Below are 18,954 nucleotides of genomic sequence, written 5' to 3' on the forward strand. Positions count from 1 at the left end.
GAATTTTTGTCGCGGTCGTCCCGACTAAGTGCGGGACTAACTATCGTGTCGCGGGTGCAGGGTCAATGTGAAGGGAGCAGAAAACCGTGGCTACGAAAGCTTCGGTTCCCAACCGTACTCGTACTCCCGCTTCCAGTGGCTCATCGCCTCGTCGTCGTCGAATACGTGACCGGTATTCTGGTCGATACGTAGGGTCCGGCCGACCTCCTGGGCGATGTTGCCGAGGTGGCACATCATCGTAGTCACGCTGGCGTCCGAGATTGGGGAATTCTGCGCAACGTCCATTCTGATCGAGTCGAGGAAGTTACCGACGTGGGTTACGTCGAGACCGCCGGCACCTACCGTGTTGGTCGTGGCACTCTGCTCCTTTTCTTTCTCTTCTTTGATGAGGTTACCCCCCAGATCGAAGAGCTCGTAGTTGTTACGGCTGAGCGTGATCGCGCCTTTGCTACCGTAGATCGTCGCGCCGCGGCCGGGGCGGTTTGGCTTCACCATGCCACGGCTGTGGCCGGTCCAGGTGATGAACTTGTCATCGTCGTACCCGTAAGTAACTTGCTGGTTGTCGGCAAATTGCCAGTCGTCATCGTAGGTGAACTTCCCACCGAAGGAAGTAACTGTTTTCGGTAGATCGAGGCCCATGGCCCAGCGGCAAACGTCAATTTCGTGCGTGCCGTTGTTGTGGATTTCTCCGGTGCCCCACTTCTTGAACCAGTGCCAGTTGTAAGGATGGACGTTGTCTTGGTAGGCCTGGCGCGGTGCGGGTCCTTGCCACAGTTCCCAGTCGAGGTGATCGGGGGCCGGCATGACTTTTCCGGTGCCGATCGAGCCGCGGTTGTTGCCGTAGTAAGCCTCACCTTTGTAAACGTCGCCGATGATGCCTTCGGAAATGTCCTTGACCGCCATGGCGGACGTAGAGGCTGAGCGCTGCTGATTACCCATCTGCACTTTTTTACCGTACATCTGTTGGGCCTTGACGAGCATCTCGTTTTCCCACGGGTTGTGGCTACAGGGCTTTTCTACGTAGACGTGCTTGCCGGCCTTGAGGGCACTGATGGCCATCGGTGCGTGCCAGTGTTCCGGCGTAGCGATGAAGACCGCGTCGATCTCTGGGTTGTCGAGAATTTTACGGAAGTCTTTTTCTACTTTGGGTACGTAGCCCAGTGTTTCCTGGCAGTAGACGTTATTCTTTTCAATGATCTTGTCGTCCACGTCACACGTAAATAAAACGGTTGCGTTGGGGTAGGCACCAACGGCTTTCGTGAGTGCTTTTGCCCGGCTTCGCACACCGATTATTGCGACGTTAATGCGCTCATTGGCTCCGAGGATGTTGGAATAAGCTAACTTCGGAAGGGCCATCACGCCGGCACCAACTATGGCGGAACGGCGGAGAAAATTTCTGCGATTGTTCATATTATATTCTTCGTGATTCTTTGGATAGTTTACCTACAAAAGTATCTATTGTTCTAGAGCGCTCTGATTTTCAGATTACGGTAATCAACCAGATCGCCGTGATCTTGAAGCAGGATGTGTCCTTCCTTTAGTTGGCCGAAACCGTCCCAGTCAACGTACTTGCTCTCCTTTACGAGTTGCTCGAATTCCGGACTGAAGCGGTCGTAGGAAAGCACTTCGGTGCCGTTGAGGAAGTGCTGGACTTTTCCTTCGTTGGAAACGATCCGGGCCTGGTTCCACTCGCCGATCGGGTTAGCGGGCTTGTTGGGGTCCGCCTGAATGAGATCGTAAACCGACGCCAGTGTCCGGCTACCTTCATGGTTGCCGAGTTTGGCATCCGGATGAACGGCGTCGTCGAGAATCTGGTATTCCAGACCGATTGAAGAACCGGCGCCCTGGTTCATTTCGGTATCTACGTAATACTTGATGCCACTGTTAGCGCCTTCGCTCAAGCGAAAATCAACCAGTAACTCAAAGTTGCCATACTTCTTCTTGGTGACAATGTCACCCGCGGCGGCGGATTCGGCACCACCGGAAGCGGCAATGGATAGTACACCTTTATCGGATACGGACCACCCGCCCGCCGGGAAGTCGGTCAACTTCGCACCCCGCCACTGGTCGGTGGATTGACCGTCGAACAGCAGGCTGAATTCGTTCTTCTCTTCGTCCTGCGTAAGCTGGTTGAGGGTGGTGACCGCTGGTAGGTCGATGACGCGCTGGTACCGGGCGAGGTTCTCGGTGAGAATTTTTACGTTACGCCACTTGATTTCCGTGCCGGGCTCCTTGTCGCCGTGGATACTGTGCACCTGCAGGCCAATGAACCCCTCAGCCGTCATGTCGTCCACCAGGTGCGCTGTGGGCACGCCGTTGAGCCAAATCCGTATGCTGTCGCCAATGGCTTCCAGGCGGTAGGTATTCCACTCGTTTTGCTTGAAGGCTGCCTGCCCCGCGGGATTATCCTTTAGGTTGACTAACCACTTACGGCGTCCTTCGTCAAATATTCCGCCACTCCAGGCGCGTTTGGACGGGTCGATTTCCATTTGATAGCCATGAACGCGGCCGTTCTGGTACGTTGGCAAGCTATTGCTGCGGAATTGAACACCGGAGTTCATACTGGGGTCAACCTGGAAGTCGAGCTCCAGAATGAAATCTCCGTACATCTCATCGGTAGTGAGGAAGGTGTTGGGCGTATTGGATACCGTAGTACCGGTCACTACGCCGTCCTCCATTTTATAGGTAGCATCGCCACCGAGGGAAGTCCAGCCAGCCAAATCATTACCGACGGTCAGGTTCTTCCAGGGCACCTCGGTCTCGCTGGTTTGGGGGGCGCTCCCACAACTCACGACAAACAACAGTGGCAGCAGGAGGCAAAATATATTTTTCAGCATAGGAATCAGAATAAAGTGTAGAAATTACCTACCCCACGTAGGTACCCATCGGGTGGGGCTAGCGTTGCCTCAAGATAACAAAGTTGGTGATGACAAAACAGCCTGGTGAACTAATGGTACCGCCCACCAACCTTAACGTACCCGCCAACTCCAACGGATGGATAAATATTCGCACTTTGCCTCAGTAGCAAATCTACCAATCAAATACTAATACGAAGCAAAACGGGTAAGGTTAACACTCAGGGTGACTTGCACAAATTTGTCTTTTCCCAGATAGATGTGCATCCTGTGGTATCCGGGTCTCTTTCTGAACCGAGATTGGACTCAATTAGACCATGTGTATTCCTTACGGCGCAAGGATTAATGGCACCGCATCTAATTATAAATTTTAACAATCGATTGTAATACTATTAATACCCACAAATATATTATCGTTGACCATACTACTGGACATTTTCCCCGGACGCTTGGAGGACCTCAATAATTACGCCTTCGGCTTCACGGCAGAGGACGCTCCAAGGTCCTCAAGTAGAATTTTAGAACCTTGGAGCGTCTCGAAACTAAAGCGTAGCGAAGGGTTTCGAGTCCTCCAAGCGTCCGATTTGAAAATGTCCAGTAGTGTGGTCGTTGACCCTGACTTTGACCTGCGTGCAGCGGTCTGGAGGTCCCCGCAGGACCGGCAAACATAGTATAATAGTGCCTGAGCAGTGCTGATGATCGAACCCGACGGTACAGTACTGCACAACCAATAACGAGCGGTACGTACTACCGCGACGAGTTTCTGGCGCCGATGGTTGGGTAAACACTGATCGCTCCGTGATACGGGAGTTTTGGTTGTACATTCAATATTCAATCTACACCAACGCAAACGCCACGCCCGTATGTCACCACACTCGACCAGACACAATTACTCCCTTATTGTCAGCTATTTAATTTTAATAGGCTTCAGTACGTTGCTTACAAACTGCGGGGAGCAATCGATTGCAATTAATGGCATTTCCGAGCGGAGCTTTGCAAACCCGGACGGGGCGTTCAAACCGATGCCCTTTTGGCACATCAACGGAGAGCTCACGCACGAAGGCATCGAAAAGCAAATGCGCGACGCCAAGGAGCTCGCTGGCTTCTCGGGCATCAGCGTACTCCCCCTTAACGACGGGGTAAAAACGAACGGTGACCCAAAATTCGGTACGCTACCCGAGTTCCTGTCCGAAGACTACTTCGAACAATTTCAGCACGTACTCACGACCGCCCGGGAACTGGACATGGAAGTCATCCTCTACGATGACATCGACTTCCCCAGCGGCATGGCCGGCGGCAAGATGGAAAGCAAATATCCCGAACACACCATCAAAAGGCTGGACCTCGTCGAGCGCGCGCTGCAAACCGGAACCAAGGTCAACGAAGCGCCGCCGGAGGGTAAGCTACTGTCCGTCGTTGCCATGGACTCCGTCACCAAAGAGATAATCGACCTCCGCCCCCAAATGAACGCCGGGCGGTTGGCGTGGATGCCCCCCGCGGGAGCCTGGAAACTGATGTATTTCGTGATGCGCAGAGACAGTTTCCACAAGAAATACCTCGTGATGGACTTTATGGATACGGTCGCCGTTCGTCACTTCATCAACGAAACGTACGAGCGCTACTACGCCCGCTTCCCGGAGTACTTTGGCAACACCATCAAAGTATCCTTTTTCGATGACGTAGGTTTCTGGCGCCACCCACGCACCTGGACGCCGAGCTTCGACGATGCCTTTACGCGCCTGAACGGCTACGAGCCGCACAACCTCTACCCCGCCCTCTGGTACGACATTGGCCCGGAAACGGAATCCGCCCGCCACGCCTTCTTCCTGACACGGGCCGAATTACTCGCCGAAGGATTCCCAAAACTAGTTGGCGAGTGGGCCAAAGCGCACGGCATCGAAGACACCGGCCACCCACCGGGCAACTACGACCCGACGCCGATCGACATGAACGGCGACATTTTTAAGTTCTTCCGCCACACGGCCATCCCGCTAACGGATGCCATCATTCGCTATCAATTTGGTCAGGATGGCCACAAACTCATTAGCTCCGCAGCGGATTTCTACGACCGCCCCGTGGTGGCCACGGAAATCTACGGAGCTTTCCCGGGCGATAGCTTTGATTCGTTAATGCTCTACCGCGAGATGATGGACTTGTTCGTACGGGGCGTTAACCGCGTGGTTCCACACGGGCTTTGGTACAATTACAACCCGAACGAGATCTACATTTCACCCCTGGTCTCTCCGTACAACGAAAAGATCGCCGCCGCGCTGCCGGCTTACTCCGAGTTCGTCGGCCGCGGTTGCCAACTCCTCCAGGGAGGTCGCCGCGTGGCGAACATCGGTGTGCTGTACCCTTTCGAAAGCCTGGCGGGTTGGTACCGCTTTGAGGACGAGGACAACCCCCGCCAGGGTTTCTTCGTGGCCCCCGAAACCGATTACCAGACCATCAGCGGCTGGCTAACCAACGCGCTGCACCGCGACTTCACGTTCGTCCACCCTGAGTATTTTCTGGAGGACAAGTATGTTCTATCCGACGGAAAAGTGCACCTGAAGAACGAAGAGAATTTTCAAAGCTACGACGTCATGATGCTGACCGGAGGCAAAGTGATTTCCGCCGCTACGCTTGGTAAACTCAGGGACTTTTACGTGCAGGGTGGTACCGTGATTGCTACCACTCAGTTGCCCTGGAAATCTTCCGAAAAAGGCAAGGACACTACGGTGGTCAACCTCGTACGGGAAATATTCGGTGTCGTCCCTGGCTCCGCGAACGTACCGATGGGCGACAATAAGAATGATGCGGGTGGACATGCTTTATTTCTACCGAACCCTGACCAGGACATACTAGCCAAAGCGTTAAACCGGCTTGCACCCACACCCGACGTAATCGTGACTACCCCACCCCGGCCGGTCCCGAAAATTGGTAAGTTCTCTTACATCCACAAGGTCAAGGATGGTCGTGATGTCTACTACTTTTCCAACTCCAGTGACGAACGAGTTACGTCGGAAGTGTCGGTAAAGGGAGCGCACGTACTCCGTCAGTGGGACCCGCACACCGGAAAGGTTTCCGGGCCGGTAAAGTCCGAATTTGTAAATAGAGAAGGGGCGGTCTACACCCGATTCCAGCTAACGCTAGCTCCGGTGCGGTCCGTATTTTACCTCACCGAAGACGTCAGTAAATAACCACCGAGCCGCCCAGCGATGATTTGCTCGCGGTTGTCGGCCGCTCAGTACGCAAAAACTTGCCCGATTACGTCGGTGCTGTACCTTCTGTACGTAGGGAAATCACCGCGCATCCACAAGACCAGGCTAGTGCCTTCCCGCCAGGCCGGAACGACCGGTCTAATGTTGTCGTCCACGGAGTTTTCCGTGACGGCGGCCCACCGCCAGGTCTTACCCAGGTCGGTGGTCCGGCCTACGTAGATTTCCTGGTGCCGCTTTCCGTCGGCGGTGCTGATGAGGTGCTCCCCGGTTACCGGGTGGCTGCTGGTGGACACGAAAACGGTATTGGGGTTAGCCGCGTCGACGGAGGCCAGACCAGTATAATCGTTTTCGTTTGGGTCACCAATGTAATCACCGGCGTACGCGAGGAAGTTGACGTGCCATTCCCGGCCGTCGTGCCGGGCGTAGAAGTAGCGGTGGTCGTCCGCATCGTCGTTGGCCCGAAACTGGATGATGCCGAACGGATTACCGGCGGGGTCGACCTTGATGTCGGTGATCCAGCCCCGGCGCATGGAGTCACCCATCACGACGGTTCCGTCCTGAAGCAGGACGGTCATGTCGGTGGGTGGCACGGCGTTATCGTCGTAAATATCTTCGTCGATAACGGTGCCGTCGCTGCGGAAAAGCTGCCCGTTTTCTAAGTAAGCGTGGTAGAGAGAATTTAGGCCGGTGCCGGGTGCCGTGTGGCTGGGGTTGAAATTAACCCGCGGGTGGTCGTCGGTGGAGAACAGGTGAATTTTTGATTTACCGTCGCCCGCGTACTTGACGTAGGCCCGCCCGCCTTCCCGATCGTCCGGCCAGGCGTCTTTGGCGTCTACCGTTTGTCCGCCGTAGGTCCAGGTACGGCCCAAATCCTCGGAGAAGATCCAGTTAGAGTCGAAACCGCGGGAGCGCACGCCATTAAAAATACCGGGCCGACCGTCCTTTAGCGACGTGAGGTAATAAGGATTCGTGTAGGTGATACCCGTGCCGGTCGGTTCCGTACGGATGGTCTCTTCCCAGGAGGTTGGATCACCCGGTGAGGTGGATAATCTGGTCCGTAGGTATTTGTCGTTCCCATGCTTCGACCAATTAACCAGGTACCCGCCACCGGGCAAAATGAGAAATGAAGGAGATGCGTGATCGTCCATTTGCAACTGATCATCTAATTCGAATCGCCCCCTTTCTTTGATCGGGTCACCCTTTATTTCTGAGTTCAGGCTCGCCCAGTAGAGGTCAATGTCCCCCCGCTTATCGTCGCCCTCGGGCGCGTAAGTGACCACGCCGGTCAGCAGGGTCGGCCCGTCAACGCCGTTGACGTCCACCACGGCCCGTTGGTCCTGAAACCAACACCAGGAGCCTGGCCGGTCCTGGTCGGAGAGCTGAAATACGTCGCTGTGAGAAGTCACGAGTTGATCGAGCGCGACGAGCTCGTTTTGGGTCCCGGTCGAGTCGGCTAGCTTTTCCTCCGGGCCGCTTTGCACCTGACTGACGGACGGCGAGCACGCAGAAAAACAGGCGCCGAGCAAGAATACGCCGATAAGTTGGTTGAGCTTTGTCATGGCTAAATGTAAGGCTAAGGACCGCCTAACCGAGTATTACCGGCGGTACAAGTTTTTGCTAGCTCCCAACAATTAGGGTTAATAGAACGAAGCTAATTCCTTTACTCAGAGCGAGTCACGATTGGTAAGCACGAAGGGGTTTTTAATCTTATCGCGTTTCTTTTCCGTAATCAGCCGGGCGCTGGTTCGGCCCATTTGATCAAAATTTGTCGAGATGGTCGTGATGCCAAGTAGGTCCTTCAGGGGCGTCTCGTTGTAGGAAATTATTCCGATGTCTTTGCCCGGGGTAAGGCCCTGATCGCGGGCAGCTTTAACGAGATTAACCAAATCTTCCTCCGGGATGGTGAGGTAGAGCGTACCGGCTTCGAGGGGGTGGTCTTCTTCAATTTTGTCGATTACTTCGAAAGAGATCTTTGCTTCGACGCAGAAGTGACGAAAGCCCCGGAGGATTCGCCGCGGGTAAGGATACACGGAGCGGGAGGGAAAACCCAGAACGGCCTTTTCGTACTGCTGAATCTTGGATTCGCCCTGCTTCAACGCCTCGTAAATATCCATTTCAAAGTCCTGATAAACTTCCGCGAAATCACCGGCTAACTCGCTGAGGTGGTTATCGAGAATTACGAGCTTGTTATCCGGAATGGAACGCAGCAAGCGCGTCACTTTGTCCGTAGTGCTGGTGTGCCGCAGCTCGTCCGTTTTAAAGTGCGGCATGATGACAAAGTAGTCGTAACCGTGCTGATCCCGTTCGAGTAGCGCTAGGAACAACGATTCGTCACAGTGGTAGATATCCAGGTCCGTCTGCACGTCGGGGCCCACGCTACTCACGAAGGAATTATAGATCCTCATCTTATAAGCGCTGAGCTTATTGATGAGAAAGAGTATGCGGTTGCCCTTTTTGAGGGGGACGTCCGTAACGTAGAATCCTTTACCCTTTACCGGGGTGATGATATTCCGCTTCTTGAGGATGTTGTACGCCTTTTCCACGGTGTCGCGGGAAAGGATGAACCGCTCGCTGAGCGAGTTGATGGAAGGTATTTTTTCGTCAACCATGATGTTGCCCGCCCCGATGTTTTCGACGATGCAATCGACAATTTGGCGGTACTTCGGCTTACGGGAATTGGGGTCAATCGTGATGTATTCAAATATCCGCATAGTGAGGTGCGTGAACGGTTTAATTAAGACGGGCTAAAGGGAGCCAAATCGTCAGGTAAAGTTTTGCATCGGGTGAGTTTCAATCACTAAGAGCGTGTTGGGACTTTAGCTACGCTGCTCCTTCGGGGTGGGTTCCTGGCCGGTTTTAGCTACGCTGCTACTGCGTGGTGAGACAGTTTTGTGATGGTTAAGGCAGCAAAACCGGAGTTTAGCCGTAGCTAAATGAGGATTTTGCTAACGAAGACCACCGCAAAAGTGACCAAAACAAGGCCGGAAGCTAGAGTCCCATCATGCTCTTAACAAAGTGAACAACGCTCATCGGCGTAAAATACCGCATCTTGATTCAAATCCCCTAATCTTACGCCGCTATTGCGTGAACAATACAAAAATATTGCCGCGCGCCCGGTTCACCCCATCCGGGACGGTACAGGACACTTTTTAGCGGAACAATATTCTAACTTGGCCACGCATCCAAATCATCGAAACCTTAAGTCTACTCATCAACATGACCCTTACGAAAACCTTCAACCACGTCGATTATCTCTGGGACGACGCCCACGCCACTTCCTTGGGGGACGACCAGGTCGCCCTGTTCCTCTACCGTTCTAACATCCTCGGTGCCGACCTTCGCATCACCAATTACGGTGGCGGCAACACCAGTTGCAAGACCATCGAGAAAGACCCCCTCACCGGAGAAGAAGTCGAAGTGATGTGGGTAAAAGGCTCCGGTGGTGACATCGGCACCCTCAAGCGGTCCGGCATCGCCGGGCTCTACACCGGGCGTTTGCGCGCGCTCAAAAGTGTGTACGGCGGCCTCGAAGATGAAGACCGCATGGTCGGCTTGTTCCAGCACTGCATCTACGACCTCGACAGCAAAGCCCCCTCCATCGATACGCCCCTGCACGGCTTACTCCCCTTCAAGCACATCGACCACCTCCACCCCGATGCCCTCATCGCCGTGGCCGCCGCAAAGGACAGCGAGCAAGTCACGAAGGATATCTGGGGAGACACCATGGGTTGGGTGCCCTGGCAGCGCCCCGGTTTCGATCTAGGTCTCCAACTAGAACGTTGCCTGGCCGAAAACCCCGGCATTCGCGGCATCGTCCTCGGCAGCCATGGTTTGTTCACGTGGGGTGATACGAGCTACGAAAGTTACATCAACAGTTTGGAAGTCATCGAAATGGCCTCCGAATACATCGAAAAGCGCGTTGCCGAGCAGGGCGACAAAGTATTCGGTGGCGAAAAAGTCAAATCACTTTCTCCCGAAGCCCGCAAGAACCAGGCGGCCAAGCTCATGCCACTCCTCCGTGGTCTGACCTCCAGCCACGCCCGCCAGGTGGGTACGTTTCAGGATACCGATAAGGTACTCCAGTTCATCAATAGCTACGACCTCCAGCGTCTCGCCCCCATGGGTACGAGCTGCCCGGACCACTTCCTGCGCACCAAGATTCAGCCCCTCGTGCTGGAGCTCGACCCCCAGGAAGATCTTAGCGACCGCGAGGTCATCCTCGCCAAACTGGAAGGCGCTTTCGCCAAATACCGCGAAGGTTACCACCAGTACTACGAAAAGCACAAACGCGCCAACAGCCCCGCCGAGCGGGATCCGAACCCGGTCATTATTCTCTACCCGGGCGTCGGTCTGTTCAGCTTCGCTAAAAACAAGCAGACCTCCCGCGTCGCCAGCGAATTCTACATCAACGCCATCAACGTGATGCGGGGTGCCGAGGCGATCACGGAATACACTTCCCTACCCCGCCAGGAAGCTTTCGACATCGAATACTGGTTACTCGAAGAAGCCAAGCTACAGCGTCAGCCGAAAGAACAACCGCTCAGCCGTAAAGTGGCCCTCGTCACCGGTGCCGGCGGTGGCATCGGTAAGGCCATTGCCGACAAACTCGTGGCCGAAGGTGCCGTCGTGGTGCTTTCCGACATCAACAAGGCTTCCCTGGAAGAAGCGCACGCTACGTACGGTCGCGACCAGTCAACTTACGCCGTTTGCGACGTGACTGACATGGCCTCCATCGAGGGTGCGCTCGACGCGGCGGCACTTGCTTTCGGGGGTGTCGACATTGTCGTTCACTCCGCCGGCTTAGCGATTTCCAAGCCACTGGAGGACCACACCGAGAAGGATTGGGATATTCTCCAGAACGTTCTCGTAAAGGGTCAATTCCAATTAGCTCAAGCATCCGTTGAGACCATGCGTAAGCAGGGCACGGGGGGTGATTTCATCTCCATCGCTTCCAAAAACGGACTGGTTTCCGGTCCTAATAACGTAGCCTACGGAACGGCCAAAGCAGCGCAGCAGCACATGGCACGTCTCCTGGCCGCCGAGTTGGGCAAAGACCACATCCGCGTCAATACCGTCAACCCCGACGGCGTCATCATCGGCTCCAAGATCTGGGAAGGCGCATGGGCGGAAGGCCGGGCCAAGGCTTACGGCATCACGGTGGACGAGCTTCCGGCGCACTACGCCAAGCGGAATTTGCTCAACGAGATCATTCGTCCGGAGGATATCGCCGATGGTGTCTTCGCTTGCGTGGGCGTACTGACCAAAACGACCGGTAACATCATTAATGTTGACGGTGGCATGGCTACGGCTTTCGTTCGGTAAATTTAAGTTTTCTGTTGCGCGGCCGCGGGTGCCGGGTAGATTGGTGAAACAGCAAAGTGGACGGGATTAATGCCCATTATTCTGCTCTATCCCGATTGACCCGGCACCCGCGACCGCGCATTTTTCTATACCCACACTACCCACATCATGCAACTTACCAAACAACATATAGCCGACGCTAACGGCAACCTGAAAGGCCACCAAGCCGACTATTACTACCTCAGCCAAAAGCTAATCGACCAGGGGGTTGACGTAGATGCATTGGTCCAGAAAGTAGCCGACTTCCAAGTTGCTATTCCCAGTTGGGCGCTCGGTGCGGGGGGAACGCGTTTCGGCCGCTTCTCTTTTCACGGCGAACCGGGCAACCTGGAGCAAAAGATTGGTGACGTCGGTATCCTCCACGCGCTTACGCAAACCGCCGGAGCCGTTTCCCTCCACATTCCCTGGGACACCCCGACCGACTACGCCGCCGTCAAGCAAATCGCCGACCAAAACGGTATCGTTTTCGACGCCATTAATTCCAATACCTTCCAGGACCAACCCGGTACCAAGCACAGTTACAAGCACGGCTCCCTCGCGAATTCCGACGAGGCTATCCGCGCCCAGGCCGTGGCGCACAACAACGAAGTCGTCCGCATCGGCGAAAAGCTCGGTTCGAAAACCCTCACCATCTGGCTCGCCGACGGAACGAGTTTTCCCGGACAACGCAGCTTCCAGAAGGCGTTGAGCCAGACGGAAAAAAGCTGTAAAGAAATTTACGGGGAGCTTCCTCAAGATTGGAGTCTACTCATCGAGTACAAGCCCTACGAACCTAACTTCTACAGCACGGTCATCATGGACTGGGGTACGAGTTTCATGCTCGCCAATGCTTGTGGCGACCGCGCCTATACGCTCGTAGATTTAGGCCACCATCTCCCGAATTCTAACATCGAGCAAGTCGTCGCTACCTTAATGAGCAAGGGCAAACTCGGTGGCTTCCACTTCAACGACAGCAAGTACGGCGACGACGACCTGACCGTCGGCAGCATCAAGCCCTACGCCCTGTTCCTGATCTTCAACGAACTGGTCTACGGCATGGCGAACAACCCGCAAAACCCGGACCTTGCCTGGATGATCGACGCCAGCCACAACATTAAGGACCCACTGGAAGACCTTTTACAGAGCCTGGAAGCCATTCAGGAAGCCTACGCGAAAGCACTCCTTATTGACCAAAAAGCACTCGAAGCCGCGCAGCTGAATCACGACGTGGTTAAGTGTCAGGAAATTCTGCAGGGCGCTTACCGGACGGACGTTCGGCCCCTTCTCCAGAAAGCTCGACTGAACGGCGGCGGTGCGCTCAACCCCATCGAAGCCTACCGGAGTTTGAAGGTGCGCGAAGGATTAATTGGTGAGCGTGGTAAGCACACCGTGGCTACTGGCCTCTAATGTTGTCTTTCGCAACGGATCATACAGCCGTCGCGCGGAGCACAAACACTGCTGCTTAGCCACGTATCCATCACGTACCCGGTTCAGTAAGCTTTGTGTTCCGCGCAGGTATCATTTTAAAGTCGGCCAAAGCCAACAGGCATGCAAGAAGTAACCGCGGTATTCGATATCGGCCGCACCAACAAGAAGTTTTTCCTCTTTGACGAAAACTTTCGGGAGGTGCACCGGGAGTACGTTTCCTTTGATATGATCGAGGATGAGGATGGCTTTCCGACGGAAGATATCCAGGCCTTACAAAAATGGTTACGGGAAGTTTTTCACCGCATCCTGGAAGCGGAAGAATTCAACGTGGCAGCCATTAATTTCTCTAGCTACGGGGCCAGTTTCGTACACCTCGATGCGGATGGGGAAGTACTGACCCCCCTGTACAATTACAACAAACCCCTGCCGGACGATTTGGTCGCCGGTTTCTACGAAAAATACGGTCCGGAGAAGTCGTTTACGATCGATACCGGTAGCAACAACGCCGGGATGCTGAATTCCGGAATGCAACTCTACTGGCTTAAGCACACCAAACCGGAGGTATTTGCCCGGATCAAGTATTCCTTACACCTACCCCAATTTCTTAGTTACGTTTTCACCGGCGTCCCGATCAGTGAGTACACTAGCATCGGCTGCCACACGGCACTGTGGGATTATACCAAAAAAGATTATCACGACTGGGTTTACGCTGAGCAGCTACAGCGCGTCTTCCCGCCGATCGTTTCTACGGAAACGAGCATCAACATGAACTACAATGGAAAGCGAGTGAAGATCGGTGTGGGCATCCACGATAGCTCCGCTGCCTTGCTTCCGTATATCCGTAGCCAAAGAAAACCCTTCATACTAGTCAGCACTGGCACGTGGAGCGTGAGCCTCAATCCATTTGCGGCCGGCGCGCTGGTGGAAGACGACCTCAAGGATCAATGCATCAATTACATGCGCATCGATGGCAAGCCCGTCAAGGCAGCCCGGCTCTTTCTGGGGGAAGAGTACAAAGATCAGACGACTTATTTAGCGAAGCATTTTGACGTGGACGAACGCCACCACGAGTCCGTCCGGTTTGACTTGGCAACTTATCGGAAGATCGTGAAGAACTTTCAACCCTGGTTTCACTTCGCGCAACTGGGAGGCGTCGGTGCTGAGAAGACACTAATTCCCGACGGAGTGACTTATCAGCACGCCTATCACCACCTGATGGTCGAGCTCACCCGACTACAGGTCGCCAACATTCAGGGGGCCATGGGGGATGTTTCGGTAAAAAAATTATTCGTCGACGGTGGCTTTAGCGACAACGACGTCTACCTGAGCGTGCTTACCCATCATTTCCGGAAACTTAAAGTCAGAACAACGGACTCCTCCCTCGGCTCCGCGCTGGGTGCGGCGATCTGTATTTCCGACAAAGCGCTGAATTCCCGCTTCCTACAGGAGAATTACGGCCTAAAAAAACACCAACCCTTCATTCTCAAGGATTCCCTCCCAGCCAGCGGGCTGGCCGGATAACGCACGGCTCTACCCAATTTACCTGGCACCCGCGGCCTCGCCTCATTAGAGCGACGCTACTCCTCACTCAACAAACCTTTAAAAAACCATCATGCTACAGAATGTGACCGAAGAACAGATGATAGAAGACGTCGCCGGCGGTGAATTCGAACGGGAACCCGTGCCGTCGTCCAACTGGAAGGGCTGGAAAAGTTTTTTGGGCATGTACGCCGGAGAACACGCGGCGGGTACGGAATTCATGATCGGTCCGCTTTTCCTGACGGCGGGCGTCAGTGCTTTCGACCTTATCGTTGGCTTGCTGATCGGTAATTTACTGGCGGTACTGAGCTGGAGATATTTGACGGCTGAAATCGCGGTGAAAAATCGCCTGACCTTATATTTTCAACTAGAAAAGATCAGTGGTTCTACTCTAGTCAAATTTTATAACGTTGCGAACGGAGTGTTCTTCTGTTTCTTAGCGGGGTCGATGTTTACCGTGTCCTCTACGGCCATCGGCATTCCCCTCGGCATGGACATGCCCGCGCTGGACGATGTTGGCCCGAACGGCCTTACTTACGTGCTCATTGTGCTGGCGGTTGGCGCGGTTACGACCGTTATTGCGGCGCGTGGTTACGATACGGTGTCGAAAGTGGCTAACTGGATGTCGCCCATCATTGTCCTGGCTTTTATCGTTTGTGGCTTCGTCGCGCTCGGTCAGCTGGGTGTTAACAGTTTTGGAGAGTTTTGGGACATCTGGGGGGAAGGTGGCGCGCCGATGGGCGGACAGATCAAGTTTACGTTCTGGCACGTCGTGATCTGGAGTTGGTTTGCCAACGCAGCTATGCACGTCGGGATGTCCGACCTCTCCGTCTTCCGCTTCGCCAAAAATGCCAGTTCCGGCTGGACGACCGCGGCCGGCATGTACGTAGGTCATTACATGGCCTGGATTGCTGCCGCCCTTTTATTCGCTGCTTTCCTCAAGACGCCCGCGGGCGTGGATATGTTAGCAAGTGGCAACATTGAGGTAGCCCCCGGCCCCTTGGCGTATAACGCGATCGGTTGGTTTGGCATCATTGCCGTTGTGCTGGCTGGCTGGACGACCGCCAACCCGACCATTTACCGCGCGGGCTTGGCCTTTCAAACGCTAATCCCCAAAAGCCCCGCAGTGTGGGGAACGATCATCGCGGGTTCACTGGCTACGGTAGCGGGTCTTTTCCCGGCATTTGCCATGAAATTACTCGGCTTTGTCGCGCTCTACGGCTTCGTGCTGGCGCCGTTCGGTGCCATAATTGTGTTCGAGCACTTCTTCCACGAGCGGATGGGGATCAAGAAAAATTATGCGGAAGTCGCGGGCATTAAATTTAACCCGGCGGTGCTCTACGCCTGGGCGGTCAGTTTTGGGTTGTTTTACTTCCTCAGCTGGCAGTTCGATATTTTCCTGAGCTTCGTTACGTTGCCGGCTTGGTTGCTGTGCGGGGTGCTGTTTTTAGTATTCAGCAAGCGCATGCAGCGGGGCTAAAATTTTGGCGCGGTCGCCCCGACTAAGTACGGGACTAGCCAAGGCGTCGCAGGTGCAAAGTTTATTCGAATGGGGAGTTACGCAGCCGCGTAGCTCCCCATTTTTGCTTATGGTGTTTACCGATCCAAAGATTACCTACGTGGTTAGACCCTGAGCTAATGGCTCACACTTCCACCAACCGCCCCAGCGCCTGCTCCGCCATTTTTTTCACCCGTGGGTTGGAGCTTTTCGTGGCCATTCTGACGAGTGATTCGAGATCGTCCTCCGGTCTGAAGCACAGCAGGAAGAGGACGGCTGCCTTCAGCTTCTGGTCCGTCCCCTTGAGCGTGGTCGAGAAATACAAATTTTGCATAACACGTAGTTCCGCTTCCGAGAGCCCGGTCGTTACGACGGTTTCTACGCGCGAGCGTACCTCGTATTCTACGAGTGGCATGATGGACTGTTTAAGGGAGTTGTCCAGTAGAGTATCCAGGAACTCCAGGGCACTTACGCGCTCCGGCGGCGTGGCCGTTTTGAGCCCCCGGTAAATGGGAATAATGTCCGCCGGCGCGTAAAACAGGCCCAGCAGGCGAAACATGCGGTCTAGATTACCCTCCCGCCTTTTCTGCAGTAATTTGATTAGTGCCTCCCTTCCTTTAGTGATATCGTCCCCCAGCGTCTTCGCCATGGCTAACTGATTACCCAGCAAGTCCAGCACGTGCTGATAGCGGCTTGATTCCTTACGGATGTACTTCGTGATCTTTTTGCGCGGCATGGGCAGTTCGGGAAAGTCGCGCCGGAGGGCGTTGAGCGAACGCAGCACTTCCAGGCGCAACTCCAAATCAGCCGGAAAAAACTTCTCCATCATACTGAATAAGAGCGACACGGTTTGCTCGCCCCGGATGCCCTCGATGACGGCGGGCAGCCGCCGGAGGTCCTCGATGTCGATGACTCCGTCGCGCAGGTAGCGCGGTAAGATCCTGACCAGTTTCGAGCCGTACTGCGTCAGGGCCGTCATGGCGTGTTTGCGGTAGGGAGCTTCCGAAAGGAAGTCAATTAGGGGCAGCAGCCACCTCTCCGCCAGTGTTTCACCTGCGGCAATGATGGCAACTTTTATGACCTCCTCGTTCGGGCTGCGCAGTTCTTTAGCGATGAAGCGATTCCCCAGGTTTGTCCCGGAACGGCCAGCGGCCACCAGTAAGTGTAATCGCCACTTGAACGCCAGGTCGCCGGGCATTTTGTCCAATGCAGCCACGCGCTCGGCGAACACTTCGTGTAGGTGCCACCGCCGCCGCAGCACTTCGTTACCGTTGGTTTCGATGAGTAAATCAATTAGCGCCAGGCCCGCTATTTCAGGGTCTTCGTGGTTCAACTGTTGCTGAATTACCTCCACGGCACTTTCCAAGTGGTTATTGATGAGGTATTCCAGCGCTGCCTTTTTGACGACGAGTTCTCTGTCGTCGAGCATGAAAACCACCAGATCGAAAATATCATTCTTCCCCCGGTAAGAAAGGTTGTGTAGTGCCCGCGCGCGGACGTTCGGATCTTTATGAAAAAGCAGACGCTCGGTGGGTTTCAGAAAAATATTTTCCTGCATTTTTTCCGTGCGTTCCAGGACGTAAAGCAGTCGCTTCGCGTCGGCGGAGTGGTCCCCTTCCTCTAGGACTTTGAGAAATCCCTGCATCACCTCTTCGTGCCGGGTGTTCAACTTACGTTTACTACGCTTCGGCCGTAGGTGTGCCAACTGGTTACGAAAGGCGTCGAGGTATTCTTCGCGAACGGCGAGTACGCTAGCGAACCAAGCCAACGAAAGAACTAAGACGAGAATACTGATTTGCCCCGGCGACGCCCCGGCGTAATCGATCAAAAACAACAGCAGAAATCCACTGAGGCCACCGGCCGCGGAGTCGATCAGCACGTCAATGTAAGTTTTGATGCGGTTCTTGATGCGTAGATTGACCGGTAGGTAGAGCATCTCGACGCCAGCCCGGTGGAGGCTTTGCTTGAGACTACCGTCCACGCAGCGGCTGAAGATGACCGTGCCCAGCGTGGGGATGAATAACATCACGAATGCGCCAAGCCCCAGGCCGGCGGGCAGAAACATCAGCGCGCCACTTACGCCCAATCGTTGCAGTACGCGCTGGGTCAACAACAACTGAATCAGCAACCCGATCACGTTGAAAGTCGAGAACCAGAAGCCAAAGAACGCGGTCAGGCGCGCCGGGTCGGCGTAGCGGGCCGAAGCAAGTGCGCTAAATTGGTAATCCACCAATTTAGCGGTGATCACGCTCAGGGCAATGATTCCACACAGCAGCATCAGGTGGCGCGATCGCAAGATTAATTGGTGGGGTCGCTCGGACAGTGGCTCAGTTGGGGCCACCTTAACGCTCCGCCTCCCGGGCACCCGCTGGATGTACCTGCGCCAAACGAACAAACTGATCAAAATTACCGGGATCAGCATTAGTGCCGCAATAATCAGCAGGACGCGGGTACCGACCGTCTCCGCAAAAAGACTGGCGAGATACCCGCCCGCGATCCCCCCCGCGATCGCTCCGGCACCAATCGGCCCGAACAGTCGCTTGGCCTGTCGGATGTCAAAGACCATACTCGCCATCGTCCAAAACTGCGAAGCGGCCAGCACGCCGAACAACGCCACCCAGATGTAGAGGGCAACGGCGACAAAATCTTCCGTGTTTCGCAGGGGAATTAGCAGGACGCAGCCCAGTAAAGCAGTAATGCAAATCCCGAGACTCCACAAGTTGACCCGCAGGATGCTAAAATATTTGACCGCCTGCGAATATCCGGTAGAAATGATCGCGGCGGCCACGGCCGTCAGTATGTAAGCGTAGGGCAGTGCGTCGGGACCAAAACGACTGACGAAGATGGCACTTCCCACCGGTTTGGTGATGAGGAGTACTGCAATGATCAAAAAAATTTGCAATTGTAGCAACAGCACCGGAGCCCATTCACCGGGGCGGATTCTAAACACGCGGCCGAAAAACTTTGCAATGGAAACGATGACGTTGGCTTAGCGGCGATCAAGACCTAGTACCTAACTAGTTTTGTCGGCGGGAGAGAGTCAGCAAGGTACGGCTGAATTTGTACTTATCGGCAAGCCAAAGCCGCCCGC

10 protein-coding genes are annotated in these 18,954 nt (G+C 54.7%); 5 read left to right on the plus strand and 5 right to left on the minus strand.

Annotation, left to right across the window (positions count from 1 at the left end; all coding sequences use genetic code 11):
* Positions 1 to 90 precede the first annotated feature (90 nt).
* Together GGR27_RS19385 and GGR27_RS19390 are read right to left on the minus strand one after the other, a co-directional pair.
* Complete coding sequence (locus GGR27_RS19385) at positions 91 to 1,410, minus strand: Gfo/Idh/MocA family protein (RefSeq protein WP_168040501.1); 1,320 nt, start codon at positions 1,408 to 1,410, stop codon at positions 91 to 93.
* A gap of 53 nt (positions 1,411 to 1,463) precedes the next feature.
* A complete protein-coding gene (locus GGR27_RS19390; protein ID WP_168040503.1) occupies positions 1,464 to 2,837 on the minus strand; it encodes a 3-keto-disaccharide hydrolase in 1,374 nt (457 codons plus the stop codon).
* A 1,040-nt stretch (positions 2,838 to 3,877) separates the two neighbouring features.
* On the opposite strand from GGR27_RS19390, the gene GGR27_RS19395 reads away from it, so the two are divergent.
* Positions 3,878 to 6,037, plus strand: a complete 2,160-nt coding sequence (locus GGR27_RS19395; protein WP_168040505.1) for a glycosyl hydrolase — start codon at positions 3,878 to 3,880, stop codon at positions 6,035 to 6,037.
* Positions 6,038 to 6,081: 44 nt separating this feature from the next.
* On the opposite strand, the gene GGR27_RS19400 is transcribed toward GGR27_RS19395, so the two are convergent.
* Positions 6,082 to 7,617 carry a BNR-4 repeat-containing protein gene (locus tag GGR27_RS19400; RefSeq protein WP_168040507.1) on the minus strand — a complete coding sequence of 512 codons (1,536 nt, stop codon included), beginning with the start codon at positions 7,615 to 7,617 and terminating at the stop codon, positions 6,082 to 6,084.
* Between the two features lie 105 nt (positions 7,618 to 7,722).
* A complete protein-coding gene (locus GGR27_RS19405; RefSeq protein WP_168040510.1) occupies positions 7,723 to 8,769 on the minus strand; it encodes a GntR family transcriptional regulator in 1,047 nt (348 codons plus the stop codon).
* Between the two features lie 505 nt (positions 8,770 to 9,274).
* Between GGR27_RS19405 and GGR27_RS19410 the strand changes: the two genes are divergently transcribed.
* The 4 genes from GGR27_RS19410 to GGR27_RS19425 all read left to right on the plus strand — a co-directional run bounded on the left by GGR27_RS19410 (position 9,275) and on the right by GGR27_RS19425 (position 15,845).
* The gene (locus GGR27_RS19410) at positions 9,275 to 11,380 is read left to right on the plus strand and encodes a bifunctional aldolase/short-chain dehydrogenase (RefSeq protein ID WP_168040513.1); all 2,106 of its coding nucleotides are present in this window, start codon (positions 9,275 to 9,277) and stop codon (positions 11,378 to 11,380) included.
* 147 nt (positions 11,381 to 11,527) lie between these two features.
* Positions 11,528 to 12,805, plus strand: a complete 1,278-nt coding sequence (locus tag GGR27_RS19415) for a sugar isomerase (RefSeq protein ID WP_168040515.1) — start codon at positions 11,528 to 11,530, stop codon at positions 12,803 to 12,805.
* A 141-nt stretch (positions 12,806 to 12,946) separates the two neighbouring features.
* Positions 12,947 to 14,347, plus strand: coding sequence for an FGGY-family carbohydrate kinase (locus GGR27_RS19420; RefSeq protein WP_168040516.1), 1,401 nt, complete (start codon positions 12,947 to 12,949; stop codon positions 14,345 to 14,347).
* Between the two features lie 91 nt (positions 14,348 to 14,438).
* A complete protein-coding gene (locus GGR27_RS19425) occupies positions 14,439 to 15,845 on the plus strand; it encodes a purine-cytosine permease family protein (RefSeq protein WP_168040518.1) in 1,407 nt (468 codons plus the stop codon).
* A gap of 163 nt (positions 15,846 to 16,008) precedes the next feature.
* Here GGR27_RS19425 and GGR27_RS19430 read toward each other — a convergent pair whose 3' ends face one another.
* Positions 16,009 to 18,753 carry an Npt1/Npt2 family nucleotide transporter gene (locus tag GGR27_RS19430; RefSeq protein ID WP_168040520.1) on the minus strand — a complete coding sequence of 915 codons (2,745 nt, stop codon included), beginning with the start codon at positions 18,751 to 18,753 and terminating at the stop codon, positions 16,009 to 16,011.
* Positions 18,754 to 18,954: the final 201 nt, after the last annotated feature.

This window comes from Neolewinella antarctica (genome assembly GCF_011927835.1).
Lineage (GTDB): Bacteria > Bacteroidota > Bacteroidia > Chitinophagales > Saprospiraceae > Neolewinella > Neolewinella antarctica.